This window comes from Bradyrhizobium sp. RDI18 (genome assembly GCF_043203335.1).
Classification (GTDB): domain Bacteria; phylum Pseudomonadota; class Alphaproteobacteria; order Rhizobiales; family Xanthobacteraceae; genus Bradyrhizobium; species Bradyrhizobium retamae.
Genome location: NZ_JBICRN010000008.1, coordinates 4519131 through 4544868 on the forward strand (window position 1 = coordinate 4519131; position 25738 = coordinate 4544868).

The following is a 25738-nucleotide window of genomic DNA, read 5'->3' on the forward strand; positions in this document are numbered from 1 at the left end:
TTGCCCACCCTACCGCGGTTACACCCGTTCGATGATCGTAGCGGTCCCCATGCCGCCGCCGATGCACAACGTCACCAGCGCAGTCGATTTGTTGGTGCGCTCCAACTCGTCGAGTACGGTGCCGAGGATCATGGCGCCCGTTGCCCCTAGCGGATGGCCGAGTGCGATCGCGCCGCCATTGACGTTGATCTTCGAATTGTCAATCTCGAACGCCTGCATGTAACGCAGCACGACGGAAGCAAAGGCCTCGTTGAGTTCGAACAGGTCGATGTCCGACTTCTTCATGCCGGAACGCTCAAACAGCTTTTCGGTGACATCGACCGGGCCGGTCAGCATCATCGCGGGCTCCGAGCCGATATTGGCGAAGGCACGGATTTTTGCGCGCGGCTTCAGGCCGTGTTTGGCGCCTGCTTCCTTGCTGCCGAGCAGCACCGCGCCGGCGCCATCGACGATGCCGGAAGAGTTGCCGGCATGGTGGACGTAATTGACGCGCTCGATTTCGGGGTGCGACTGGATCGCGACCGCATCGAAGCCGCCCATCTGCCCGACGACGGTGAACGACGGCTGCAGTTGCGCCAGCGACTGCATGGTCGTGGTCGGGCGCATGTGCTCATCCTTGGCGAGGATGGTGAGGCCGTTGACGTCCTTCACCGGAACCACGGACTTGCTGAAGCGACCCTCGTCCCAGGCCTTGGCGGCGCGCTGCTGGCTCTGCACGGCATAGGCGTCGACGTCGTCGCGCGAAAAGCCGTATTTGGTGGCGATCAGATCGGCCGAGACGCCCTGCGGCATGAAATAGGACGGCACCGCCATCGACGGGTCCATCGGCCAGGCGCCGCCGGACGCGCCGATGCCGACACGGCTCATCGATTCGGCGCCGCCGCCGATCACGAGTTCATGCTGGCCGGCCATGATCTGGGCGGCGGCAAAATTCACGGCGTCGAGGCCGGAGGCGCAGAACCGGCTGATCTGCACGCCGGGGACGCTTTCGCCGAGGCCCGCCTTCAGTGCGGCGAAGCGCGCGATGTCGCTGCCGGCTTCGCCGACCGGATCGACCACGCCGAGGATGACGTCGTCAACGACGTCCTCAGCGAGGTTGTTGCGCTCCTTCAGCGCCTGCAGCGGCACCGTGGCGAGCGCCAGCGCCGTGACCTCGTGGAGCGCGCCATCGGGCTTGCCGCGGCCGCGCGGGGTGCGAACGTGATCGTAGATATATGCCTCAGGCATGACGCCCTCCTGGTATGAGGATCATAATATTATAGGCAGATCGAACGGGAAACGGCGAAAAATCAGAAGGCTTCCGCCGCCAGTTCCATGGTGGTCGCGCAACCGGACTGAATGCGCGCAAGATGGACGTGGGTTTCCGGCAGCATCCGCTCCATAAAGAAGCGGCCTGTCACCAGCTTGGTGGTCAGATAGGGCGTGGCGCCATCGGCCGCAATCTTGTCCTGCGCCACCTTCGCCATCCGCGCCCACATGTAGCCGAAGGCGACGAGGCCGAACAATTGCATGTAGTCGGTGGCGGCGGCGCCGGCGTTGTCGGGCTTGGTCAACGCGTTCTGCATCAGCCAGCCGGTAGCCTGCTGCAGATGGCCGAGCGCGGTCGAGAGCGGCGCGACGAACGGCTTCATCGCCTCATTGCCGCCGTGCTCCTTGGCGAACGCTGCGACCTCGGCAAAGAACGCCATCACGGCGCGGCCGCCATTCCGCGGCAGCTTGCGGCCGACCAGGTCGAGCGCCTGGATGCCGTTGGCGCCCTCATAGAGCATGGCGATGCGCGCATCGCGCACGAACTGCTCCATGCCGTGCTCGGCGATATAGCCGTGGCCACCATACATCTGCTGCGCCAGCACCGCGTTGGAGAAGCCGACGTCGGTCATCACGCCCTTCATGACCGGGGTCATCAGGCCCATATGGTCGTCGGCGGCCTCTCGATCCTTCGGATCGGAGGAGCGGTGGGCGACGTCGCTCTTCAGCGCGGTCCACACCACCATGGCGCGCGCCGCCTCGTTGAAGGCGCGGATGGTGAGCAGCACGCGACGAACATCCGGGTGCACGATGATCGGGTCGGCCGGTTTCTCAGGCTCCTTGGCGCCCGTCAGCGAGCGGCCCTGCAGGCGCTCGCGCGCATAGGCGACGGCGTTTTGATAGGCGACTTCGGACTGCGCCAGCCCCTGCACGGCGACGCCGAGGCGGGCCTCGTTCATCATCACGAACATGCCCTGCATGCCCTTGTTCTCTTCGCCGATCAGCCAGCCGGTGGCGTTGTCGTAGTTCATCACGCAGGTCGAATTGCCGTGGATGCCCATCTTGTGCTCGATCGAGCCGCAGGACACGCCGTTGCGCTGCCCCAGCGAACCGTCGGCGTTGACGAGGAATTTCGGCACCACGAACAGCGACACGCCCTTGATGCCGGCGGGAGCGCCTTCGATGCGCGCCAGCACCAGATGGATGATGTTCTCGGCGAGGTCATGCTCGCCGGACGAGATGAAGATCTTGGTGCCCGTGATCTTGTAGCTGCCGTCGGCCTGCTTCACCGCCTTGCTGCGCAACAGGCCGAGATCGGTGCCGCATTGCGGCTCGGTGAGGTTCATGGTGCCGGTCCACTGACCCGCCACCATCTTCGGCACGAACATGTTCTTCTGTTCGGGCTTGCCGTGCACCAGAAGCGCAGCCGTCGCGCCCATGGTCAGGCCGCCATACATCGAGAACGCCATGTTGGCCGCGCTCTGGAATTCGGTGACGACCTGGCTCAGCGTCACCGGCAGCCCCTGCCCGCCATATTCCGCCGGCGCCGACAGACCGAGCCAGCCGCCTTCGGCCACCTGCTTGAAGGCTTCCTTGAACCCCTTCGGCGTCGTCACCGAGCCATCGTCATGCCGCTTGCAGCCTTCGAGATCGCCGACACGATTGAGCGGCTGCAACACCTCTTCGGAGAGCTTTGCGGCCTCGCCCAAAATCGCCTCGCGCACATCGGCGGAGGCGTCGGTGAAACCGGGCAAATTGTCGTAGCGGTCGATCTGGAACACGTCGTTGAGCAGGAACGTGACGTCTTCCACGGGGGCTTTGTAGATCGGCATGATGTTCTCCCGGCAGGGGCAGGCTTGAAAGCTGGCGGCGGCGCTTGACGTAAAACTGTGCGGCGTTCCGGAAAGCGACCTTATCCGGTTCGCGATGTCCTAGGGAGTGACCAGGCCAGCAAATATCCCGACAGCCATTGCGACATATAAAGACGCCGGGGATGGTGACGGCCTTGATCTCTCGCCCCTCGTCACTGCTTGGCGAGTTGCTCCCCCATCAAGCGGTGTAGCAGATTGATTCCCTTCAGCGGACGCACCATCACCTTGAAGTGCGTGATCTTACCGTCATCGCTGAACGTGATGATGTCGACGCCGTTGATCTTGATGCCCTCGATCTCGTTTTCGAATTCGAGGACCGCGCCGTTCGGGCTGCGCCATTCGCCTGTGTATTTGAAGCCGGGGCCGCCCAGCACCTTCCCGGCGCTCGCCAGATATTTGAAGGTGATGTCGCGCCCGCGCTGCGGCGTATGAACGACCGGGCTTTCAAACACCGCATCCGGGTGCAACAGATCCCATAGCGCCGCCGTGTCATGGGACTTCATGTAGCCGTACCACTTGTCGAGGCCGCTCATGGTCATCATGTCTCCTGTGCGGGCGATGACGGGCTGGCGCCGGGAATGGGCTTTCCGGAGCTTATGCGCGTTGACGCATATGCAACTTTGTGCATAATGTCAAATGACAATGAAAGCCGGAGGCCGGCGTCTTGGCGCTTGGTGACGCGATCCTTGCTTGCCTGACCGAACGTCCGATGACGGGCTACGAGCTCGCCAAGACGTTCGACAACTCGATCGGGTTTTTCTGGAAGGCCGACCACCAGCAGATCTACCGGGAGCTCACAAAGCTTCGCGACCGCGGCCACGTCCAGGGCCGCGAGGTGGTGCAGTCCGGCAAGCCGAACAAGCTGGTCTATACCCTCACCCCCGAGGGGCGCGCCGCGCTCCGGCATTGGGCCGCACGGCCGAGCGTTCCGGCTTCGATCAAGGACGACCTCCTGGTGCGGCTCTACGCGCTCGACAGTGTCGACATCGAACCGTTGCGCACCGATCTGATGGCGCGGCTGGAACACCACCGCGACCGCTTCGCCCGCTACGAACGCCTGCTCAACAAGCGCTTCCCCGACGGCACGGCACCGCCGGCCGATGTCGGCAAATTGCTGGGACTTCGCATTGGCCTCGCCCACGAGCGCGCCGTGGCGGAATGGTGCGAAGAGGCGATCGAGGCATTGTCGGCCCTGTCTTCCGGCGTGGAGCGGACCAACGTCGTGCCGATCGAAGGTGTCAAGCGCGAAACCAACGGCTGACGCCGATTTGGCCGGCCGGTAACTTTTGGGGCCGACCGCCCCATTCCTTAACCCCTTCTTTACCGTAACGCGGAAAAGTCGGTTCCGAGGCAGGCGACCCGCGCGAAAATACGATTGTCTCTTCAGTGGGACGCGCGGGGAGGCTGATGGCGCGGGTGGGGCGCCGTAGCGGAACCGGACGAGAGCATGAATTCGCGCGTATCGTGGAGTGTTGACGGCATCGATCCATCGGTCCGCGACAGAGCCGAGGCGGCTGCGCGCCGCGCCGGCATGTCGCTGAACGAATGGCTGAATTCCACCATCGGCGAACCGACCCCGCCCAGTTTCGGCGCGCCCTCCGGTCAGCGGCCGGCGATGCCGGGCCGGCAGATCCCCGACGTGGCCGACATTCACCAGCGGCTGGATTCGATCACAAAGCAGATCGAACAGATTTCGCGGCCGGCAGCCCGCGGCGAAGCCGCTCATGGCGAGCCGACGGTGGCCCGCCAGCTCAACGAGGCCATTTCGCGCCTGGACGCGCGGCTGTCGCAGATTTCGAATCCCGTGCCGGCGCGCCAGGCGCAGATGCAGGAAAGGCAGCGCCAGACCGATTTGGTCGAGCGTGCCGCGGCCCAGGTCTATCGCCCGGCGCCGCCGCTTAGCCCGGTCTCGATGGATTTTGCGGTCGCCGAAATCGCCGCGCGCCAGAACGAACTCGATACTCCGCCGCCGCGCCCGATGCCGCCGCGCAATGCCGCGCCGACGGCCTCGGCCGCCCAGCCCCATTCTGCGCAGCCCAAATCTGTGCAGCCAGTGATGCAGGCCGCGCCTGCGGGGCCGGACTTTTCTTCGCTCGAACGGCACCTGATCAAGATCACGAGCCAGATCGAGGCGCTGCAGCGTCCCGATCATGTCGAACAGTCGATTGCGGCGTTCCGCAGCGAGCTTGCCGAAATCCGTCAGGCCATCACCGAGGCGGTGCCACGCCGGGAGATCGAATCGCTCGAGAACGAAATCCGCTCGCTGTCCCGCCGCATCGACGATAGCCGCCATAACGGCACCGACGGCCAGATGCTGGCCAACATCGAGCGCGCGCTCGGCGAAATCCGCGAAGCGTTGCGCTCGCTGACGCCGGCCGAGCAGCTCACCGGCTATGACGAGGCGATCCACAATCTCGGCGCCAAGCTCGACCTGATCCTGCGCTCGAACGACGATCCGTCGACAGTGCAGCAGCTCGAAAGCGCGATCGCGGCGCTGCGCGGGATCGTCTCCAACGTCGCCTCCAACGACGCGCTGGCCCGCCTCGCCGACGACGTGCACACGCTGTCGGCCAAGGTCGACCAACTTTCCCGCTTTGACGGCAACAGCGATGCCTTCGGTATTCTCGAACAGCGCCTGGCCGCGCTGACCTCGACGCTGGAATCCCGGCAGCCGCCGGCCGCAAGCGAGAATTCGGAGTATGTCGAAAACGCGCTGCGCTCGCTGTCGGAGCGGCTCGACCGCATTCCGGCCGGCGACGACAATGCGTCGGCATTTGCCCATCTCGAACAGCGCGTCTCGTATCTCTTGGAGCGCCTGGAAGCCTCCAACGATCGTTCCGCCGCCGCACCCGCCATCGACCTCGGACGGGTCGAGGAAGGACTGCACGATATTCTGCGTTCTCTTGAACGCCAGCACGCCAGCCTGGTCGCACTCGCCGAATCCAACCGCAATTCCGGCGGTGCATCGCAGCCGACGGACCCCGGCATCGTCGATCTGGTCAAGCGCGAACTATCCGATATCCGCTTCAGCCAGTCGGAAACCGATCGCCGCACGCAGGACTCGCTGGAGACCGTTCACAACACGCTGGGCCATGTGGTCGATCGCCTGTCGATGATCGAAGGCGATCTGCGCGGGGTTCGCGGTGCGCCGGCTACTTCCGCCGCTCCGCCTGCAACGGCCGAAACGCGCGAGGAAGCGCCCCGCCCGACCACGCCGCTGATGACCTATCCGCAGCAAACGAAGCCGGAATTGCCGAACCCTGCCGCGCTGCAGGGGAATGCTCCGGAGCCCTTTGCCGCCGCCCCGCGCGAATTCCACGCCCTGCAGCCGGCCGCACCGGTTGCGCCGCCACTACCACCGCGCGCGATCAGCGAAATCCTGGAGCCGCATGCTGCCGCACCGCGCGCCGCGATCGCGCCGGAATTGCCGCCGGATCATCCGCTCGAGCCCGGCACGCGGCCGCCGCCGCGCGTCGCTTCGCCATCGGAACGGATCGCCGCTTCCGAAAACGCGATCAGCGAGATTGCTTCCGCACCGAAGGAGCCGGTCAGCTCATCGAGCTTCATTGCCGCCGCGCGCCGCGCCGCGCAGGCCGCAGCCGCCGCGCCCCCGCCCGAGAAAGCCGGACGTTCGGCTGCGAAGGCCGCATCGAAGGACAAGGGCGGCGACAAGGCCAAGGCCGGCGACAAGAACCCTCGGCCATTTCCACCAAGATCCGCTCGCTGCTGGTCGGCGCGAGCGTGGTCGTGATCGTGCTCGGCACCTTCAAGATGGCGATGACGCTGCTCGATACCGGCAGCGTGCTGCAACTGCCGATGATGGAACAGTCCAGCGAACCGGCCGCACCGGCGCAGGCCCCGGCACCCTCGGAGAGCAGCGCCAGGCCCGCACCCGCAATCCCTGCGCCGCAAGCGCCCTCGATGATCTCGCCGACGCCGGTCGAGAAGCAGTCGAACAATTCTTCCGCACCGAACACGCTGGACAGCGCGCGGGTCGCAGCTCCGCCGCAGGCCACGACATCCCCGGTTACGGCCAGCGACATCACCGGCGCGATCCCGGCGATGCCGGCCAGCGGCGCCAAGCTTGCGATGATCGCGGTGCCGCCGAGCGAACGGCTGCCCGATGGTATCGGCGGGCCGGTGCTGCGCGCCGCCGCGCTGAAGGGCGACCCGGCCGCGGCTTACGAGGTCGGTGTGCGCTTTGCCGAAGGCAAGGGCGTCGCGTCGAACCTCGACGAGGCCGCCAAATGGTACGACCGCGCCGCGCAAGCCGGCGTGGTGCCCGCACTCTTCCGGCTCGGCACCTTCTACGAGAAGGGCATGAGCGTGAAAAAGGACCTGGATATCGCGCGGCGTTACTACCTGCAGGCGGCCGAGCGCGGCAGCGCCAAGGCGATGCATAATCTGGCCGTGCTCGACGCCGATGGCGGCGGCAAGGGCGCCAATTACAAGAGCGCGTCGATCTGGTTCCGCAAAGCCGCCGATCGCGGCGTCGCCGACAGCCAGTTCAACCTCGGCATCCTCTATGCCCGCGGCATCGGCGTCGAACAGAACCTCGCCGAATCCTTCAAATGGTTCAGCCTCGCGGCCGCCCAGGGCGATGCGGATGCCGGCCGCAAGCGCGACGATGTTGCCAAGCGCCTCGACGCCCAGTCGCTGGCAGCGGCCAAGCTTGCGATCCAGACCTTCACCGTGGAGCCGCAGCCCGACGAGGCCGTTAACGTGGCCTCACCCGCCGGCGGCTGGGATCTCGGCCCCCGCACCTGCCACGGGCAAGCCCGCCGCCAAACCGGCTGCGACCAAGCGCACCGCCGCCGTTCACTAAGCGCTTACCGCGGCATCGCCGCCATATCCCCGGCCATAAATTCGTACTAGTGCTCTGGCCAGCTTGATCCTGAACGGGTCCGGCTTGCAAAGAGGATCGATTGTCAGCCGACGACAGACAGGACGGGGAAAATCGCCTCCGCCGCTCGCCGACGGGCCCTGCGGTTGCGCCACCGCGCCTCCCGCCCGGTCAGGCGCCGGCGCCGCCGCCCCGGCCGCCCCGGCGCCAATGGCAGTTTTGGACGGTGGCAATCTTCATCCTGCTGGTTGCCGGCGTCTGCATTCGCGCCTACCGGGACCTGTCGCAACCGGAGGCCTGGCACTACTGGAAGGACCAGTACGTCTCGCCAAGCCTGACATCACAGGTGATCGATACGCTCCACCTCGACGGTTCGAGCCGGGGGCGCCGCGCCCTGTTCGTCAGCGGCACGATCGGCCCCGCTGCGGCGAGCTGGTTTCGCGGCAGGCTGGACCAGGCCAACCTCGCACCCGGTGACATCGTCTTGTTGGCCTCCCCCGGCGGTGATTTGAACCAGGCCGTGATCATGGGCGAGATCATCCGATCGCGGGGGCTAGCGACAGCGGTCGGCAGCGCCGACGCTACGGGCCGCATCAAGCCCGGTTACTGCGCCAGCGCCTGCGTGCTGGCCTATGCCGGCGGCAAGGCTCGCTACGGCGTATTGGGCTCGGCATTGGGCGTTCATCGGTTTGTCACGACCAGGCCCGTGAACGATCCCGTCGCAGAGGCCCAGCGGATATCAGGCGCGGTGTTGGGCTACATGACCAAAATGGGGGTTTCATCCTCGATCGTGGAAGCGATGTCCGAGACCAGGGACATTCGCTGGCTCAGCGCCAAGCAGGCGCTGGCGATGAACCTCGTCACCGACCCGCTCGGAACGCCCTGAGCCGGCCGAGTGCCGGCCCCACGAACAGACCGGCTTTCCAGATTTTGTAACAGCGTTTCAACGTCCTGAGACACGCGCACGTACGGCAAAAATTTGCCTTCCCGGGCATTTTTAGTCCCTCACGCTGCCGAATTCAGTTATGCAAAGGCGCGGGAACCGGCCCTGCGCACGCAAAGGTGCATGCGCGAACCGGATTTCCACTGCCGGCAAAGACAAGAGAAACCATGCCCTGAGCGGCCCCTCGGCCGTCTCTTGCGGCAAAGCTACAAAAGCGGACGCGCGTGCAGCTCTACCTCCCGATCGCCGACATTCCGGTCAATGTTTTCCTCATCCTGGCGATGGGCGCGGCGGTCGGGTTCGTCTCCGGCATGTTCGGGATCGGCGGCGGCTTCCTGATGACGCCATTGTTGATCTTCGTCGGCATTGCGCCCGCGGTCGCGGTCGCCTCGGTCGCCAGCCACATCGCGGCGTCCTCGTTCTCCGGCGCGATCTCCTACTGGCGGCGGCGCGCCATCGATCCGGTCCTGGCGGTGGTGCTGCTGAGCGGCGGCAGTTTGGGCACGGCGCTGGGGGTCTGGACCTTCACGCTGCTGCGCTCGCTCGGTCAGCTCGATCTCATGATCGCGACATCTTACGTGATCCTGCTGACCACCGTCGGCGGCCTGATGTTCTGGGAAGGCCTGCGGGCGCTGCTCAGGGCCCGCCGCGGCGGTCCGATCACCACGCGCCGCCCGGGCAGCCATGTCTGGATTCATGGCCTGCCCTTGAAGATGCGCTTCAAGCGCTCGAAAATCTATCTGTCCGTCATTCCGGTCGTCGTGATCGGCCTGGCCATTGGCTTCATCGGTGCCGTGATGGGGATCGGCGGCGGTTTCATCCTGGTGCCGCTGTTGATCTATGTGCTGCGGGTGCCGACCTCGACCGTGATCGGCACGTCGATGGTGCTCACCCTGGTCACGATGGTGTTCGCCACCATGCTGCATGCCGTGACCAATCATCTGGTCGATGCGGTGCTGGCGCTCATCCTGATGGTCGGCGGCGTCACCGGCGCCCAGTTCGGTGCCCGCGCCGGGCAGAAAATCCGCGGCGAGCATTTGCGGCTGCTGCTCGGGCTATTGGTTCTCGCCGTGGGCATTCGTTTCGCCGTTGAACTGGTGATCCGGCCCGAGGATCTCTTCACCGTGCGGGAAACAGGAGTGACGGGATGACCGCACGCCTCGCCCGCACGCTCGGATGGCTTGCGCTGGCCGCGGTGCTCGCGGCGTCGCCGGTTCGGGCCGAACGGCTAATCGTTTCGGTGTCGAACCATCGCGTCACCGTGACGCCGAACTATTCCGGCGAGGAGCTGGTGCTGTTCGGTTCGGTCGAGAAGGACGCAACCACGCCGGCCAACCGCACCTACGATCTCGTGGTGACGGTTGCCGGCCCGCGCGCCGACATGGTGACGCGCCGCAAGGAGCGCCGGTTCGGGATCTGGATCAACACCGACTCCCGGCAGTTCCTCCAAGTGCCGACCTACCTGGCGCTGTTTTCCAACCGCCCGTTCGACGCCATCGCATCGCCCGAGGTGCAGCGGCGGCAGCAGCTCGGGCTGAACAACGTGCTGCTCACCCAGCGCGTCGGGCCCGACTACGCCGACGTCGTGCCGGACGATGCGTTCCGCAGCGCCTTCGTGCGGCTGCGCAAGCAGCACGGCCTCTATCGCGAGGAGACCTCGGCGGTGACATTCCTGACGCCGACGCTGTTCCGCACCGGCATTCCGCTGCCTGCGGAAGTGCCGATCGGTCTCTATAATGTCGAGATCAAGCTGTTCGCCGAAGGCGCGCTGGTGGCCAAGACCGACACTGCGTTTGAAATCGTGAAAGTCGGCTTTGAACAGTTCGTCGCGACTACCGCGCGCCAGAACGGATTTGTCTATGGGCTCGTCACTGCGTTCATGGCGCTGATGACGGGATGGATGGCATCGATCGTGTTCCGGAAGGATTGAGGGACGTTCCCCGGATGCTGCGCAGCACGAAGTGATGCGCTGCTGGTCCGGGGTCCATCGCGGATGGGTCCCGGCTCTGCGGTGCACCGCTTTGCGTTGCACCGCGTCCGGGACACGATCACGACTTCCCGGCAAAAAACCCCACCCCCATCGCGACGACGCTGAGCAGCATCGCCGCGGTAGACAGCCATCCGAGCCAATACAATGGGCCCTTGATGACGTAGCGGTCCATCACGTCCTTGCGGCGGGCCATGAGCATCAGCAGCACCATCACCGGCACGGCGAGCACGCCGTTGATGACCGCGCTCCAGTACAGCGCCGATATCGGATTGATCGGGGTGAAGTTCAACGCGATGCCGATGCCGGCCGAGAGCGCCAGCACCGCGTAGAACGCGGCGGCGGCCTTGGGCTTGCGCGCGAGCCCGACCGGCCATCGCCGTCCCTCCCCAACGGCATAGGCGGCGGCGCCGGCGAGCACCGGAATTGCCAGCAACCCGGTGCCGACGATGCCGAGTGCAAAAATCGCTTCAGCGAACGCGCCGGCGATCGGACGCAGGGCTTCGGCCGCGTCCGCCGAGCTCTGGATATCCGTCTTTCCGGCCGCATGCAGCGTCGCCGCGGCCATTACGATGATCGACAATGCGATCAGGTTGGAGAACGCCATCCCAACGATGGTGTCGGCGCGAATACGATTGAATTCCTTCTGCGCGCCGTAGTGCTTTTCGACCAGCGGCCGCTTCGCCTTGTCGACGCGCTGATCTTCGGCTTCCTGCGAGGCCTGCCAGAAGAACAGATAGGGCGAGATCGTGGTGCCCAAGATGGCAACGATGGTGGTGAAATAATCGACGCTCCAGGCCGGGCGCGGAACGAGAATGCCGGCGAGCGCCTCGCCCCACGAAATCTTGGCAAAGGCGAGCGCGACGACATAGGCAAACAGGCTGAGCGTCAGCCATTTCAGCACCAACACGTAACGCCTGTAGTCGAGGAAGATCTGCGCCGCGACCGAGGTCACGCCGAACAGCAATACGTAGAAGATGCTGTGGCCGCCGATTAGCAGTTTGGTGGCGTCCGCCATCGCGCCGAGATCGGCGCCAATGTTGATGGTGTTGGCGATGAACAGCAACGCCACCACCACGTTGAGCAACGACGGCGAATAATGCCGGCCCGCGTTGCCTGCGATACCATGCCCGGTGACGCGGCCGACGCGCGCGGAGATTTCCTGGATCGCCGCCATCAGCGGAAACGTCAGCAGCATGGTCCAGCCGATGCCGTAACCGAACTGTGCGCCCGCCTGGCTATAGGTGCCGATTCCCGACGGATCGTCGTCGGACGCGCCGGTGATCAGGCCCGGCCCTAGCGCTCTCAGAGCATCACGGAAGCGAAACGAACGATGTGCCTTGGCCTGCGCCGCCGGATTGTTATTGCCGGTTCCCGTATGCGCGTGGCGCTTCCGATGCGACTTGTTGCGAACTGACATGCCAAGGGTCCGGCCCCGGCAACAACGAACCTGACGGGCACAGGTTCCTGACCACGAGCTTGTCCGTTGCCTCCTGGTGGTCCGTCACGCGGCGCGTAGCGGCTCGATGATTGTGGCTACGCCCGGCTCCAGAATGCGTAAACGCGGTCCAAACCCCAGCGTATCGAAGGTGGCGCGCAGATCGTCCGCACTCTGGCGGAAATGCTTCCAACCCCTCGGTATGTACGGGCACGATCACCGCGTCCGGGAATGCGCGCGCGGTTTCGATCGTATCGTTGGTGTCCATCGTGATGTGGAAGGGCCCGCGGGTTTGCGCCGCGCCCGCGAACGGCAGCACCACGCCGGCCTTGAACCGCTTCGCCACTTCAGCAACGCCGTCGTACCAGACGGTGTCGCCGCTGATGTAGATCGGACGGCTGCCCGGCCTGCTCGACGAAACCACGAAGCCGATCACGTCGCCCGCGAGCGGCTCGATTCCCGCCGGGCCGTGACGCGCCGGCGTCGCGGTGACGGTCAGCGAATGACCGTTCTTGCCGGTCAGTTCGGTCGATGCCCACGGCGCAAAGCCTTCGGCATGGCCGCCGAGCCGCTTTGCGCCAACCTCCGTCGTCAGCACGCGCTTGGCGGATTTGAGAAAATCGCGTCCCGAATGATCGAGATTATCCGAGTGCTGGTCATGGCTGAGCAGCACGGCATCGACCTCGCCGATATCATGCGCGCTGACGGCGGGACCGATCAGTTTTTCCAGCTTCACGTGCGGCAGTTGATAGGCGCCGGGCTCGTCGAACGTCGGATCGGTGAGCAAGCGGAAGCCGTCGATTTCAATGAGCGCCGTCGGGCCGCCGATCAGGGTGATGGTTACTGTCATGACTTGCTCCTTCCATAGCGTTTTCGAGCGAAGTGGATTCCGGTTCGCGTGACGAAAACGCGTCAAAGCGAAAATTTAGAGCTTCGATTCTGATTTCATCAGAACCGACGCTCGGGATTGACCGGCCGCCGCGGCGGGACGTGTCACCAGATAAATGCCAAGCGCTACGGGAACGATGCCGAGCAGGTCGCGCAATTCGACGTGTTCGCCGAGCACGAGAAAGGCGAACAGCATGCCGAGCGGCGGCATCAAGAAGTGATAGGCGCTCGCGGCCGTCGCACCGCAGACCTTCAAGAGGTGAAACCAGAGCAGGTAAGCCAGGATCGATCCGCCGAGCACGAGGAAAGCGAACGCGCCGGCGAGCCGCGCGCTCGGCACGATGTCACTGAGGCTGGAGAGCGTGAACGCAAACGGCAGCAGCACGACGCCCGCTGCGAGATTCTGCACGCCATTTCCGACCCAAAGACTTCCTTTCGGCGCCAGCACCTTGAACAGGATGGTGCCGACGACGATCGAGGCCAACGACGCGAGTGTGAACAGGATGCCGTGAAAGCTATCCGTGCCGACCGACATGCGGTGCCAGACGATGAAGGCGACGCCGGAGATGCCGAGCAAGAGTCCCGCCACCTTGCGCCAGGTCAGCGCCTCGCCGAGAAACAACGCCGCAAGCACAGCAGTGAAAACCGGATTGGCGCTGACAATCAGGCCGCCGAGGCCGGCCGATACCGTCTGCAGCCCGGTATAACCGAGGCCGAGATAGAGCGCGTTGTTGGCAACGCCGAGGATCGCGAAGATGCCGGCGTCGCGCCAGGTCAGCGAGGACCATGCCTCGCCGCGCAGCGCCGTGATGCCGAGGATCAGGACTCCCGCGAGCGAAAATCGCGCTGTGAGCAGGATCAGCGGCGGGCAGTCGGTGACGCCGACCTTGCCGGCGACGAAGGCAAAGCTCCAGAGCAGACAGAACAGGCCGATATAGAGCGGTAACAGATTGAAGCCGGCGCGGGGGACCGCGACCGAAGGGGCGAGCGACATGGAATAGTCTCCTTCACCCCTGATCTAGGGCCGCGCCTTGATATTTAGAAATTAAATGATAGACTGATGATCAGTTGATTTATAAATGGAGCATTCACATGCTCGATCTCGAACTGCTGCGCAGCTTCGTCTCCGTGGTCGATGCCGGCGGCTTCACCCGTGCCGGCGAGCGCGTCCACCGCACGCAATCGACCGTCAGCCAGCAGATCAAGCGGCTGGAAGACGATGTCGGCCAGCCGCTGTTGAACCGCAACGGCAAGGACGTGACGCCGACGGAGGCCGGCGAGCGGCTATTGTCCTATGCGCGGCGGCTGTTGGCGCTCGCCGAAGAGGCGCGCGACGTCGTGGCGCGCCCCGATAGCGAAGGCGCGGTGCGGCTCGGAGTGCCCGAGGACTTTGCCGCCTATCGGCTGACGAAATTGCTCGCTTCATTCTCGCGCTCGCATCCCGGCCTGAGGCTCGACGTGCGCGCCGATCAAAGCGCAAATCTCAAGCGCGACCTCGAGCGCGGCGAACTCGATCTGGCCTTGTTCAAGCGTATGGCCGGCGAGAAGGGCGGCATCGCGGTATGGCCGGAGCGCGTGCACTGGGTCACCAGCAAGAGCCGCCCGCGCGATACCAGTACAGGCTCGGTGCCGCTGATCGGTTTTCCGACAGGCTGCCTGTACCGGGCGGGCGCGATCCATGCATTGGAAAGCGCCGGCCGCGCCTGGCATATGACCTATACCAGTTCCAACCTCGCCGGCATCCAGGCCGCGGTTGCCGCCGGCATGGGGTTGAGCATTCTCTCGGAGATCGCGATCCAGGCTGAGCATCGCGTGCTGACGGCCAAAGATGGTTTCGCGCCGATCGACAAGACCGAGGTGGCACTGGTGGCCTCGCCCGACGCCAGCCCCGCGACGTTGCGGTTGGCTAATCGGCTCGCTGAGTTCTGCGACTCCGTGCAAGCAAAAGCGGCGTAGTTAACCGGCGGACTACGTCTGCTCGACCAACGCTTCCTTGGCGAGTACCCAGCCAGAAAGGCCATACGACGATCTTAGGACGAACCCCTGCACGCCCTTTGCGATGAGCAATTGGGACGCGGAAGCCAGATCCGCGGCCCAAGGACCGGGGGCACCCGCGTATGATAGGACTCCGCTATCTGTGCACCAAATTCAGCTAGCAATTGCTCAACGGGAATAGCGTCCAATGAATAGATGAAGTTGCCGAACGCATCGTCCTCAAATTGGTATCCTTCAACACCGTTGAAAACGATAGTGCAGGCCGACCACTCTTCGTTTCTTGGGGCTTTTATGTCAGGCTTTGCGTAAAGCTTGATTTGGCGAGTCTCGCAGTTCACGTCATACGCGACGAGGAAATCGTCATGAAGCGAGGGCAGCATGATCGCTCTCTCAATAGCACCGCGACGCCGCGATGGTGTGTACGCGGTTGTCACCGAGCACGTGGGCCATGAAGCCGGGCGCGCCAAAGATCTTTGAAAACGCGGGATCGCGTATGCTCAGGCCCCCGGCATAGGCGCCGAAGGCGGGCATCACGGCGCGCTCGCCGTCACTGGCAAAGCACCTCCGCTCCATCGATCGTCCGCGGGTGGTGACGCGCGCCTTGGGATGTAGATGGCCGGCGATTTCACCCGCCGCCCCCGTCGGCTCATGGCGGAACACGATCGGCCCGATCGCGACTTCGTTCGCTACCGTGCCGCCGAGGTCGGGCGGCAGGGCCGGATCGTGATTGCCCGATATCCAGATCCAGTCGCGCCGCGCCTGCATCGCTGACAGCGCGTCGCGATCCGGCGCCGACAGCCGCCGATGCGCGTCGCGATCGTGAAAACTGTCGCCGAGCGCAATCACCATGCGCGGGTCGTGCCGGGCAATGACGGCGGCGAGCCGGCTCAGCGTCGCCACCGTATCATAAGGCGGCAGCAGCACGCCGCGCGCGGCGAAGCTAGAGCCTTTTTCCAGATGCAGGTCGGAGACGACGAGCAGGCGCTGCTCCTGCCAGAATAGCGCGCCGGAGAGGTCGGCGCGGAACGTCACGTCGGCAACCATGACCTTCGAGGCGCGCATCTGTTGATCGTCTCCCGAAGACTGCGCCCCTGCCGTCACGTGCCTTCCCGTCTATCCCATCGCCTCTTTGACGAGTTCGTCGGCGGCCTCCGCCAGCAACTCATCGCCTGCTTCGCCATAAACTGACTCGCGGCCGATTTCCAGCATCACGGGGACGGCGAGCGGCGAAACGTGTTCGAGTTCCCGATGGCTGATTCGCCCGTGAATACGCGAGAGCATATCACCCAGACGCTTGAGATCGAGCAGGCCTGTCGCGGCATCGGCGCGCGCGGCGCGCAACAGCACGTGGTCGGCCTGATGCTTGCGCAAGACGTCGTAGATCAGGTCGGTCGAGAACAGCACCTGGCGGCGGGATTTTTCCTCGCCTGTAAAGCGCCGCGCGATCAGGCCGGAGATGATGGCGCAGGTGCGGAAGGTACGCTTCATCAATGCGGATTCGGCGAGCCACGCCTCGAGGTCGTCGCCCAGCATGTCCGGATCGAACAACGCGTTGAGATCGAGCTTGCCGTGCCGGATCATGAACGACATATCGCCGAGGCCCCATACGGCCAGCGCATACTCGTTGGCGACGAAGCCGAGCGGCCGCACCCGCGCCCGCTCCATCCGCCGTGTCAAGAGCATGCCGAGCGTCTGGTGCGCCAGCCGGCCCTCGAAGGGATAGCAGACGAGGTAATGCTTGTTGCCGCGGGGAAAGGTTTCGATCAACAGCTCACGCACCGCCGGCACGCGAGAAAAATCCCTCTGCAGCGACAGCCAGTCGCGCACCTGATCGGGCAAGGCATTCCACGCGCGGCGGTCGTCGAGCAACTTGCGCACGCGTTCGGCCAGATAAGTCGAAAGCGGAAACTTGCCGCCCATATAGGACGGCACTTTCGCGTCCTTGTCGTTGGCGCGCGAGACGTAGACCACGTCCTCGGCGAGCGCCTCGTAGCGCACGACTTCACCGCCGAACACAAACGTGTCGCCGATCACGAGGCCTTCAATAAAGGCTTCCTCGATCTCGCCCAGCATCCGTCCGCCGCGGCCGAGCGCACCGGTCGAGCCGGACCCGCCGCTGCGCGAGCGCACCAGGCGGACCTTCAGCATAGTCTCTTCGACGATGGTGCCGACGTTGAGGCGATAGCTCTGCCGCACTTTTGGATTTGCGACGCGCCAGCGACCCTGCTTGTCCTGCTTGATGCGCGCAAAGCGTTCGTAGGTCTTCAGCGCATAGCCGCCGGTGGCGACGAAATCGACGACATCGTCGAAATCGGTTCGCGTCAGCAAGGAATAGGGCGCCGAGGTCAGGACCTCCGCATAGAGATCATCCGAGAAAAACGGCTCGCCGCAGGCGCAGCCGAGCACGTGCTGCGCCAGCACATCGAGCGCGCCAGTACGTAACGGCGGCGTATCCTGCGCATTCTCCGCAATGGCATCGATCGCGACGCGGCACTCCAGCACCTCGAAACGATTGGCCGGGATCAGGACCGCGCGCGAGGGTTCATCCAGTCGGTGATTGGCGCGGCCGATCCGCTGCATCAGCCGCGAGGCCCCCTTCGGCGCGCCGACATTGATGACGAGATCGATGTCGCCCCAGTCGATGCCGAGATCGAGCGAGGACGTGCAAACCACGCCGCGCAGCTTTCCTGCCGCCATCGCGTCCTCGACCTTGCGGCGCTGGGCGACGTCGAGCGAGCCATGATGTAGGGCAATGGCAAGGCCGTCGTCGTTCATGCGCCAGAATTCCTGAAACAGCATTTCAGCCTGGCTGCGGGTGTTGACGAAGATCAGCGTGGTCTTGTTGCGCCGGATCAGATCATACATTTCGCCGAGCGCATGGCGCGCGGTATGGCCGGCCCAAGGCAACCGCTCCTTGGTGTCGAGCATCTCGACGATGGGCGCCGCCGCGCCACCGGCCACGACGATATCAGCTGACACGTCCTTGCCGTCGCGCTGCGGCATCAGAAACCGCGCCAGCGATTCCGGCTCGGCTACCGTCGCGGATAGTCCGATCGCGCGCATTTCCGGCGCCAGGCGCCACAACCGCGCCAGGCCAAGCGACAACAGATCGCCGCGTTTCGAGGTGACGAGCGCGTGCAGCTCGTCGAGCACGATGCGCTTGAGGGAGGAGAACAGAAACGGCGCATCGTCCGACGACAGCAGCAGCGCCAGTTGTTCCGGCGTGGTCAGCAGAACATCCGGCGGATAGCGCCGCTGCCGTTGCCGCCGCGACACCGGCGTATCGCCGGTGCGGGTCTCGACCTTGATCGGCAACCCCATCTCGGCAATCGGCGTCTCCAGATTGCGCGCGATGTCGACCGCGAGCGCTTTCAGCGGCGAAATGTAGAGGGTGTGGAGACCGCCGGTGCGTTTCACGCTGCGGCCAGTGGAGATGAGGTTGGAGCGAGTTTGCAGCTCAAGCCCCCTCCCCCTGAAAGGGGAGGGCCGGGGTGGGGGTCAGCCGCTTGCTCCGTACCCGCGGCTGACCCCCACCCGTCGCGCTCAGGCGCGCGCCGACCTCCCCTTTCAAGGGGAGGTTGGAAGATGCCGCACTCAACTCCACCAGCGTCGGCAGAAAGCCCGCCAGCGTCTTGCCGGCGCCGGTCGGCGCGATCAAGAGCGCCGAACGGTCGTCGCGGGACTTTGCCAGCAGCGCCAATTGATGCTCGCGCGGCGACCAGCCGCGCGCGGCGAACCAGCGCCGGAAACGGTCGGGCAGCAGCGCAGCCGTTTCAAGCGGCGTGAGGGGCAAGGGATCGGGCGACGGCACGGCAAAGAGGTAAGCCGTTGGAGCGGGTTCGTCGAGGGCCTCGGAAGTCACCTCGCCCCGCTCTTCTCGTGTCCCGGGCGCGGTGCAGCGTGCAACGCTGCGCCGCAGAACCGGGACCTGCCGCAGCATTGTGGACCCCGGATCAGCAGCGCACCACGCCGCAAGGCATAGCGCGTCAAAGACGCGCGTAAACGCGCTGTTGGCGCTGCGCAGCATCCGGGGAACGCCGTCCCCCTACTCCGTCACCGGCTTGTCGGAAATATCCCAGTCCTTGCCGTTGAAGATGGAGATGTAGAGCGTCTTCATCGGTGTGTAGTCCTCCGGCGTGTAGCTATAGGTCACGCCGTCCAGCATGTAGGGGGAATGGAAGCCCGCCAGTGTCGTGGTCTGCTTCAGAACGTTGGCGCGGGTGAGCTCGTCGCCGCAACGGCGCAGGATCTCCGCCATCGCCACCACCTGGCCGTAACCGGCAAAGGCGATAGTGTTATCGGGGTCGACATTGGGCAGGTACTTCTTGCGCAGCTCCTCGAATGCCATCACGTCCGGGTCCTTCTCGAAGCGCGGCACCCCGACTTCCTTGGCGTAGCGGATGGCAACGATGCCGGTGGCATTCTCGAAGCCGGCGGCACTGAGAATCGAACGGCCCGTCGATCCCGCCGACAACAGATGCAGCGGCTTCCAGCCGAGTTCAGCGACTTTCCGGATCGACTGCGATGACGCCTTACCGGTCGAGATGTTGTAGAAAACATCCGCGCCGGACTTCGAGAGATTGATGATCTGCGAATCGATCGTCGGTTCGGTCAGATCGTAGGTCTGCTCCGTAATCACCTTGGCGGTGCCGCCGGCATCGGCCAGCACCTTCTTGAAGGGCGTCAGAAAATCTCGGCCGAAATCATCGTTCTGATAGAGGATGCCGACCTTCGCGTTCGGTTTCACGCTCACGACATGCTTGGCGAGAATGCGCGCTTCGGTCGGATAGAGCGGCAGGCCTGCCATGGTCCATTTGAAGTTCTTCGGATCGTTCCATTTCGACGCGCCGGTATTGAGCAGGAGCTGCGGCACGCCTTTCGAGTTGAGGTATTTGTGCACGGCGGTCTGCGGCGCGGTGCCGAGCGAGCCGTACAGCGCCAGCACTTCCTCCTGCTCGACCAACCGCCGCGTCGCCTCGACGCATTTCGGCGCGCTGTAGCCGTCGTCCATGGAGAGGAATTTCACCTTGCGTCCGTTGATGCCGCCTTTCTCGTTCAGCATCTGGAAATAAGCCTCGCCGACGCGGCCGAGCACGCCGTAGAGCGAGCCGGGGCCGGAATGCGGCACGGTCTGCCCGATCTTGATTTCGGTGTCGCTCGCACCCGGATCGTATTTTTTCTCGGCGGCCCAGACGAAGGGCGCGGGCAGCGTTGATGCAAAAGCGGTAGCGAGCGCGGTGGCGCCGAATTCACGGCGAGTCTGTTTCTTGTTCATTGTTGTTTCTCCCTTATGGGAGCTTTGATCAGGCATTCCGGTGTCCCTGGCAATAGCTGACATGTCGCACGCAATCCCGCCATTCGCGGTATGCGTAGCACCTAGACTCAAGTTTTCGCGGCGACGACGACCAGGCCCGGAACCGGCGCATGATCCTCGTTGCGGGCAGATAATTCTTCGAGGCGGGATAACTGCAGGCCGCACCCCTCGACGGTCGCGCGCACGTAAGCCGCAGCGTGCGCGTAGCGGAGGCCCCGCCCGAGCCTGACATCCTCACCGTCATGGGTTTCCGTGGTGAAGGCGATGAGACCGCCGCCCGGCACCAACACGCGCGCTGCTTCCGCCAGCACGGGAGCGATGTCGGCAACATAAACCATGGCGTCCGCGGCAAGGATCAGGTCGGCGCTGGCCTCCCTCCTCGCGCGCAGGCCCTGCAGCATGTCCGCGACCTCCAGCTCCGCATAGAGGCCAGTGGCGCGCGCCCGCTCGACCATGCGCGGTGACAGATCGACGCCGATGAAATGATCGACCTCCCTGGCAAACGCCGACGCCGCCAGCCCGGTACCGCAGCCGAGGTCGATCGCGCGCTTGAAGAACGCCGGCTTGCGAGCGGCTGATCGCACCGCCAGCACCGCCTTGAACAACAGTGCCGGGCCGCGGTAGCCGAGATCGTCCACCAGCGAGGATTCAAACCGCGACGCATATTGGTCGAACAGCGTTTGCACATAGGCTTGCGGCATGCCGGTCAACGGTTCGGCGCCGAGCCGCATCAATCGAAGTCCGGCGCCACGGCGGTCGCCGGGATCGCTGGCCTGGGCCTGGCGAAACGCCGAGATCGCCGCGTCATGCTCGCCGAGTTGCTCGCGGATATCGGCGAGCGTGAACCAGGCGGACGTGAAATTCGGCGCTAGTTCGATCGCCTGCATCAGCAGATCGGCGGCGGCCGCAAGGTCGCCCTTCGATTGCAGATCGCGCGCGAATTCGAACCGGCGGTCGGCCATCAGATCGCCGGAAGACAGAAACAGGCGGGCAGGCATGGGTTCCGAAGCTTGTCATTGCCGGGCTTGACCGGCAATCCATCGTAAAAAGTAGACTCTTCTAAAGATGGATGCGCGGGTCAAGCCCGCGCATCATCACACGGCTGAACATCGCCGGAAGACGCCCTATATAAGCCGGATGCGTCCGCATGACATCCTGTTGCCAGTTGCCGCCGGCCTGTGCTGCAAGCCGGGCGGCTTCCATATCGATCCCGTTCGCCCGGTCGAGCGCGCCGTAATTACCCATGGCCATTCCGACCACGCCCGGCCCGGCCATGGCGCCGTGCTCGCCACGCAGGAAACACTCGACATGATGCGGCTGCGCTATGGCGACAATTTTGCTGCGACCACCCAGGCGATTCGCTATGGCGAAGAGGTCCGCCTCGGCGACGTCAAGATCAAGTTTCACCCGGCGGGCCACGTACTGGGCTCGGCGCAGATCGCCGTTTCCTGCAAGGACCTCTGCATCGTTGCATCCGGCGACTACAAGGACGCGATCGATCCGACCTGTACGCCATTCGAAGTCGTGCCCTGCGACGTCTTCATCACCGAAGCCACCTTCGGCCTGCCGGTGTTCCGCCATGGCGATGCGGCGGATGAAGTGAAAAAGCTACTCGCGTCCGTCGCGCTGTTTCCGGAACGCGCGCATCTGGTCGGGGCCTATTCGCTCGGCAAAGCGCAGCGCGTGATCGCGCTGTTGCGCGAGCAAGGCTACGACGCGCCGATCTATCTGCATGGCGCGATGGAAGGGATCACGCGCTACTATGAGAGCCGCGGCGTAGCGCTCGGCGAGCTGCGGCTGGTGAAGGGCATGAAGAAGGCCGATCTCGCCGGCACCATCACGCTGGCGCCGCCGACGGCTACCTCTGACATTTGGACGCGGCGATTCCCTCGATCCGGTCACGGCGTTTGCCTCGGGCTGGATGCGGGTGCGGGCGCGCGCCCGCCAGCGCGGCGTCGAACTGCCGCTGGTGATTTCCGACCACGCCGACTGGGACGGGCTGACCGCCACCATCGCGGCCACCGGCGCCGGCGAGGTCTGGGTCACGCACGGCCAGGAAGACGCGCTGGTGCATTGGTGCAAGGCGCGCGGGCTTGCCGCGCGGCCGCTCGATCTGGTCGGCTACGGTGATGAGGAGGAACACGAGGTGGTGGCGGCCGACGAGGCCGAGACATGAACCGCTTTGCCGAACTGCTTGACCGACTCGCCTACGAGCCCGGCCGCAACAACAAGCTGCGGCTGATCACCGCCTATTTCCGCGACACGCCCGATCCCGACCGCGGCTACGCGCTGGCGGCGCTGACCGGCGCGCTGTCGTTCAAACATGCGAAGCCGGGGCTTGTTCGTGACCTGATCATGGATCGTACCGATCCGGTGTTGTTCGGACTGTCCTATGATTATGTCGGCGACTTATCCGAGACGGTCGCGCTGATGTGGCCGAAGGGCGGAGATCATTATGGCGAGTCATTGCTGGGCCACCCCTCTCCCCTGCCCTGCCCCGCAAGGGGGGAGGGAGCGCAGTTGCGGGCTGAGTGGTCACCGCAAATCAAATCGAAGGCCAAAGACAAGACTCTTTCCGTTCCCTCCCCCTTGCGGGGTCCGAGGCGAGCGAAGCTAGCTCTCGAGGTCAGGGAGAGGGGTATCACACGGGTGGTCTCGATAATGACGCCCTTCCCCCAACCAGCCACAACAACCCGCCTCCTCCCACCCTCTCCGAAGTCGTCGTTACCCTTCGCACGCTCGGCAAGACCGAACTGCCAAGCCAGCTCGCGCGCTGGCTCGACGAGCTCGACGAGACCGGCCGCTGGGCGCTGCTAAAGCTCGTCACCGGGGCGATGCGGATCGGGATTTCGGCGCGGCTGGCAAAAACGGCCGCAGCGGCTTTGGGCGACAAGGACCCGCACGAGATCGAGCTGATCTGGCCGGGGCTCGCCCCGCCCTATCTCGAATTGTTCGCCTGGCTGGAAGGCCGCAGCGAAAAACCGGTCAACCGCGATCCGGCGCCGTTCCGCCCGGTGATGCTGGCGCATGCGATTGAGGATGCGGATTTCGCCAGTCTCGATCCGGCCGATTTCATCGCGGAATGGAAATGGGACGGCATTCGCGTGCAGGCAGTAAGCGGTCGCGATGAGCGCGGGCACATGCAGGCGCGGCTCTACTCGCGAACTGGCGAGGACATCACCAACAGCTTTCCCGACCTCGTGCCGTCGCTGCATCTGCCCGGCGCGATCGACGGCGAACTGCTGGTGCTGCGCGATGGCCGCGTGCAGACCTTCAACGTATTGCAGCAGCGGCTCAATCGAAAAGTCGTCTCGCCGAAATTGACCAAGGACTTTCCGATCCACCTGCGCGCCTACGACCTGCTCGGCGACGACGAGAACGACCTGCGCGAATTACCGTTTGTCGAGCGCCGGGCGCATCTCGAAGTGTTCGTCCGCAAGCTGGACGACCCGCGCATCGACCTGTCGCCGACGATCGCCTTCGATAGCTGGCAGGCGCTGATAGCCGCGCGTGCCGACCCCGCCAGCGCCGGAGCCGGCGAGGACGCTGATGCCATCGAGGGCGTGATGCTCAAGCGCCGCGACGCGCCCTATCTGCCGGGCCGGCCCAGGGGCCAGTGGTGGAAATGGAAGCGCGATCCGCACATCATCGACGCCGTCTTGATGTATGCGCAGCGCGGCCACGGCAAGCGCTCGTCCTATTATTCGGATTACACGTTCGGCGTCTGGACCTCGGGCGAAGATGGCGAGCAACTGGTGCCGGTCGGCAAGGCCTATTTCGGGTTCACGGATGAAGAGCTGTTGCAGATCGACCGTTTCGTCCGCCGCAACACGACCGAAAAGTTCGGCCCGGTCCGCCATGTCGTGCATGAGCCGGACCAGGGGCTGGTGCTGGAAGTGGCGTTCGAGGGGTTGGCGCGCTCGCCGCGGCACAAATCCGGCGTCGCGATGCGGTTTCCGCGCATCAGCCGGCTGCGCTGGGACAAGCCGCCGCGCGAGGCCGACCGGCTGGAAACGCTGGAACGGATGTTGAAGGACGTGACGGCAAATTAACATTCCGCAGGCGCATGGCGGCCATTGACTGATATGAGCGGGTTCCCCATGTGCCCCGCCGTGCCTATAATGCGCACGACCCGCAAGGAGAAACCGATGCCCAACGACGTCCGAGACCTGCCGGCCAGCCATGACGGCCTGTATCGTTTTCTCGGCGGCTCGCCGCTGTCGGTGGCGTTCCGGCTGATCCTGTTGTCGATCCTGGTCGGCGTGGTGCTCGCCGCCATCGGGTTCGATCCCTGGAATATCCTGCACAGTATCCGCATGCTGTTCCAGCGGCTGTGGGATCTCGGCTTCGACGCCGTCAACTGGCTGTGGCGCTACTTCCTGCTCGGCGCTGTGATCGTGGTCCCGATCTGGCTGCTGTCGCGGCTGTTCGGCGCCCCGCGTGGGCGCTAGTCACTCATTGGGCGGTGGCAGCCGATGCAATTGCGATTTGTCGGCTGCGGCGATGCGCTCGGCTCCGGTGGCAGGTACAACACCTGCTTCCACGTCACGGGCGCCAGCGTCAATTTCCTGATCGATTGCGGCGCATCGTCGTTGCCGGCGCTGAAGCGGCTCGGCATTGCGCGCGACGAGATCGATCTGATCCTGATCACGCACTTCCACGGCGACCATTTTGGCGGCCTGCCGTTCCTGCTGTTGGATGCGCAGTTCACGCGACGTTCGCGCCCGCTCGTCATTGCCGGCCCGCAAGGGATCGAGACAAAACTCGCTAGCCTGATGGAAGCGCTGTTCGAGCATTCATCGAAGACAAAACAGCGTTTTGATCTCTCGGTTGTCGCGCTTGAACCAGAGCAAAGCCGCACATTCGGCGACGTCAAAGTCACGCCCTATCCCGTCGTCCATGGCGAATCCGGCGGGCCGTTCCTGGCTTATCGCGTCGAGGTGGAGGGCCGCGTCATTGCCTATAGCGCCGACACCGAGTGGACGGAGACGCTGATCCCAGCGGGGCGCGACGCCGACCTGTTCGTCGCCGAGGCGTATTACTTTGACAAGATCGTCAAGAACCATCTGAGCCTGAAAACGCTCGCAGCGCATCTGCCCGAGATCAACCCGAAACGGCTGGTGCTGACGCATATGAGCGACGACATGCTCGGGCGGCTGGGCGAACTGCCCTATACCGCTGCCGAAGACGGCATGGTCGTCGAGCTCTAGG

General features: G+C 64.6%; 18 protein-coding genes and 4 pseudogenes. 11 read left to right on the forward strand and 11 right to left on the reverse strand.

Annotated features, from left to right (window positions below; translation table 11 throughout):
* Positions 1-18 precede the first annotated feature (18 nt).
* From ACFXS9_RS30970 to ACFXS9_RS30980, 3 genes are all read right to left on the reverse strand, one after another.
* On the reverse strand, positions 19-1227 hold the full coding sequence (locus tag ACFXS9_RS30970; RefSeq protein ID WP_392695515.1) for an acetyl-CoA C-acetyltransferase: 1209 nt from the start codon (positions 1225-1227) through the stop codon (positions 19-21).
* Positions 1228-1289: 62 nt separating this feature from the next.
* Positions 1290-3080, reverse strand: a complete 1791-nt coding sequence (locus ACFXS9_RS30975; RefSeq protein ID WP_392695518.1) for an acyl-CoA dehydrogenase C-terminal domain-containing protein — start codon at positions 3078-3080, stop codon at positions 1290-1292.
* Positions 3081-3271: 191 nt separating this feature from the next.
* A complete protein-coding gene (locus ACFXS9_RS30980) occupies positions 3272-3658 on the reverse strand; it encodes a nuclear transport factor 2 family protein (RefSeq protein ID WP_392700113.1) in 387 nt (128 codons plus the stop codon).
* Between the two features lie 125 nt (positions 3659-3783).
* Here ACFXS9_RS30980 and ACFXS9_RS30985 point away from each other — a divergent pair, with 125 nt between their 5' ends.
* The 6 genes from ACFXS9_RS30985 (at position 3784) to ACFXS9_RS31010 (ending at position 10835) form a co-directional block, all read left to right on the forward strand.
* Positions 3784-4380, forward strand: coding sequence for a PadR family transcriptional regulator (locus ACFXS9_RS30985; protein ID WP_392695521.1), 597 nt, complete (start codon positions 3784-3786; stop codon positions 4378-4380).
* A 186-nt stretch (positions 4381-4566) separates the two neighbouring features.
* Positions 4567-6870, forward strand: coding sequence for a hypothetical protein (locus ACFXS9_RS30990; protein ID WP_392695524.1), 2304 nt, complete (start codon positions 4567-4569; stop codon positions 6868-6870).
* A complete protein-coding gene (locus ACFXS9_RS30995) occupies positions 6861-7994 on the forward strand; it encodes a tetratricopeptide repeat protein (RefSeq protein ID WP_392695526.1) in 1134 nt (377 codons plus the stop codon). The genes ACFXS9_RS30990 and ACFXS9_RS30995 overlap by 10 nt, the downstream gene beginning before the upstream one ends.
* Positions 7995-8188: 194 nt before the next feature.
* Positions 8189-8848, forward strand: coding sequence for a hypothetical protein (locus tag ACFXS9_RS31000; RefSeq protein WP_392695528.1), 660 nt, complete (start codon positions 8189-8191; stop codon positions 8846-8848).
* 281 nt (positions 8849-9129) lie between these two features.
* Positions 9130-10056 (forward strand): sulfite exporter TauE/SafE family protein, encoded by a 927-nt coding sequence (locus tag ACFXS9_RS31005; protein ID WP_392695531.1) that lies wholly within the window; start codon positions 9130-9132, stop codon positions 10054-10056.
* Positions 10053-10835, forward strand: a complete 783-nt coding sequence (locus tag ACFXS9_RS31010; RefSeq protein ID WP_065743935.1) for a TIGR02186 family protein — start codon at positions 10053-10055, stop codon at positions 10833-10835. The genes ACFXS9_RS31005 and ACFXS9_RS31010 overlap by 4 nt, the downstream gene beginning before the upstream one ends.
* A gap of 118 nt (positions 10836-10953) precedes the next feature.
* Here the strand turns inward: ACFXS9_RS31010 and ACFXS9_RS31015 are convergent, their stop codons facing one another.
* From ACFXS9_RS31015 to ACFXS9_RS31025, 3 genes and pseudogenes are all read right to left on the reverse strand, one after another.
* The gene (locus ACFXS9_RS31015; protein ID WP_392695534.1) at positions 10954-12312 is read right to left on the reverse strand and encodes an NRAMP family divalent metal transporter; all 1359 of its coding nucleotides are present in this window, start codon (positions 12310-12312) and stop codon (positions 10954-10956) included.
* Between the two features lie 84 nt (positions 12313-12396).
* Positions 12397-13180, reverse strand: a pseudogene (locus ACFXS9_RS31020) (MBL fold metallo-hydrolase).
* A 75-nt stretch (positions 13181-13255) separates the two neighbouring features.
* On the reverse strand, positions 13256-14212 hold the full coding sequence (locus tag ACFXS9_RS31025; protein ID WP_392695537.1) for a DMT family transporter: 957 nt from the start codon (positions 14210-14212) through the stop codon (positions 13256-13258).
* 98 nt (positions 14213-14310) lie between these two features.
* On the opposite strand from ACFXS9_RS31025, the gene ACFXS9_RS31030 reads away from it, so the two are divergent.
* The gene (locus tag ACFXS9_RS31030) at positions 14311-15174 is read left to right on the forward strand and encodes a LysR family transcriptional regulator (RefSeq protein WP_392695540.1); all 864 of its coding nucleotides are present in this window, start codon (positions 14311-14313) and stop codon (positions 15172-15174) included.
* A 429-nt stretch (positions 15175-15603) separates the two neighbouring features.
* On the opposite strand, the gene pdeM is transcribed toward ACFXS9_RS31030, so the two are convergent.
* The 5 genes and pseudogenes from pdeM to ACFXS9_RS31055 form a co-directional block, all read right to left on the reverse strand.
* Positions 15604-16275, reverse strand: coding sequence for a ligase-associated DNA damage response endonuclease PdeM (pdeM, locus tag ACFXS9_RS31035; protein ID WP_392695543.1), 672 nt, complete (start codon positions 16273-16275; stop codon positions 15604-15606).
* Positions 16276-16326: 51 nt separating this feature from the next.
* On the reverse strand, positions 16327-18669 hold the full coding sequence (locus tag ACFXS9_RS31040; protein ID WP_392700114.1) for a ligase-associated DNA damage response DEXH box helicase: 2343 nt from the start codon (positions 18667-18669) through the stop codon (positions 16327-16329).
* A gap of 130 nt (positions 18670-18799) precedes the next feature.
* Positions 18800-19153: pseudogene (locus tag ACFXS9_RS31045) on the reverse strand (hypothetical protein); the annotation flags it as partial.
* A 105-nt stretch (positions 19154-19258) separates the two neighbouring features.
* Positions 19259-20488, reverse strand: coding sequence for an ABC transporter substrate-binding protein (locus ACFXS9_RS31050; protein ID WP_392695546.1), 1230 nt, complete (start codon positions 20486-20488; stop codon positions 19259-19261).
* A gap of 107 nt (positions 20489-20595) precedes the next feature.
* On the reverse strand, positions 20596-21525 hold the full coding sequence (locus tag ACFXS9_RS31055) for a methyltransferase domain-containing protein (protein WP_392695547.1): 930 nt from the start codon (positions 21523-21525) through the stop codon (positions 20596-20598).
* A 139-nt stretch (positions 21526-21664) separates the two neighbouring features.
* Between ACFXS9_RS31055 and ACFXS9_RS31060 the strand changes: the two are divergent.
* From ACFXS9_RS31060 to ACFXS9_RS31075, 4 genes and pseudogenes are all read left to right on the forward strand, one after another.
* Positions 21665-22703, forward strand: a pseudogene (locus tag ACFXS9_RS31060) (ligase-associated DNA damage response exonuclease).
* Positions 22700-24579: pseudogene (locus ACFXS9_RS31065) on the forward strand (ATP-dependent DNA ligase). Before ACFXS9_RS31060 ends, ACFXS9_RS31065 begins: the two co-directional pseudogenes overlap by 4 nt.
* 96 nt (positions 24580-24675) lie before the next feature.
* Positions 24676-24978 carry a DUF6460 domain-containing protein gene (locus tag ACFXS9_RS31070; RefSeq protein ID WP_057846243.1) on the forward strand — a complete coding sequence of 101 codons (303 nt, stop codon included), beginning with the start codon at positions 24676-24678 and terminating at the stop codon, positions 24976-24978.
* A 24-nt stretch (positions 24979-25002) separates the two neighbouring features.
* Positions 25003-25737: an MBL fold metallo-hydrolase gene (locus ACFXS9_RS31075; RefSeq protein ID WP_392695550.1), complete on the forward strand. Its 735-nt coding sequence runs from the start codon at positions 25003-25005 to the stop codon at positions 25735-25737.
* Position 25738 lies beyond the last annotated feature (1 nt).

Excerpts from the sequence above, each read along its gene's own strand:
- ACFXS9_RS30970 (WP_392695515.1), bottom strand. The coding sequence starts at position 1,227 with ATGCCTGAGGCATATATCTACGATCACGTTCGCACCCCGCGCGGCCGC.
- ACFXS9_RS30975 (WP_392695518.1), bottom strand. The coding sequence starts at position 3,080 with ATGCCGATCTACAAAGCCCCCGTGGAAGACGTCACGTTCCTGCTCAAC.
- ACFXS9_RS30980 (WP_392700113.1), bottom strand. The coding sequence starts at position 3,658 with ATGACCATGAGCGGCCTCGACAAGTGGTACGGCTACATGAAGTCCCAT.
- ACFXS9_RS30990 (WP_392695524.1), top strand. The coding sequence starts at position 4,567 with ATGAATTCGCGCGTATCGTGGAGTGTTGACGGCATCGATCCATCGGTC.
- ACFXS9_RS31010 (WP_065743935.1), top strand. The coding sequence starts at position 10,053 with ATGACCGCACGCCTCGCCCGCACGCTCGGATGGCTTGCGCTGGCCGCG.
- ACFXS9_RS31015 (WP_392695534.1), bottom strand. The coding sequence starts at position 12,312 with ATGTCAGTTCGCAACAAGTCGCATCGGAAGCGCCACGCGCATACGGGA.
- ACFXS9_RS31025 (WP_392695537.1), bottom strand. The coding sequence starts at position 14,212 with ATGTCGCTCGCCCCTTCGGTCGCGGTCCCCCGCGCCGGCTTCAATCTG.
- ACFXS9_RS31030 (WP_392695540.1), top strand. The coding sequence starts at position 14,311 with ATGCTCGATCTCGAACTGCTGCGCAGCTTCGTCTCCGTGGTCGATGCC.
- pdeM (WP_392695543.1), bottom strand. The coding sequence starts at position 16,275 with ATGCGCGCCTCGAAGGTCATGGTTGCCGACGTGACGTTCCGCGCCGAC.
- ACFXS9_RS31050 (WP_392695546.1), bottom strand. The coding sequence starts at position 20,488 with ATGAACAAGAAACAGACTCGCCGTGAATTCGGCGCCACCGCGCTCGCT.
- ACFXS9_RS31055 (WP_392695547.1), bottom strand. The coding sequence starts at position 21,525 with ATGCCTGCCCGCCTGTTTCTGTCTTCCGGCGATCTGATGGCCGACCGC.
- ACFXS9_RS31070 (WP_057846243.1), top strand. The coding sequence starts at position 24,676 with ATGCCCAACGACGTCCGAGACCTGCCGGCCAGCCATGACGGCCTGTAT.
- ACFXS9_RS31075 (WP_392695550.1), top strand. The coding sequence starts at position 25,003 with ATGCAATTGCGATTTGTCGGCTGCGGCGATGCGCTCGGCTCCGGTGGC.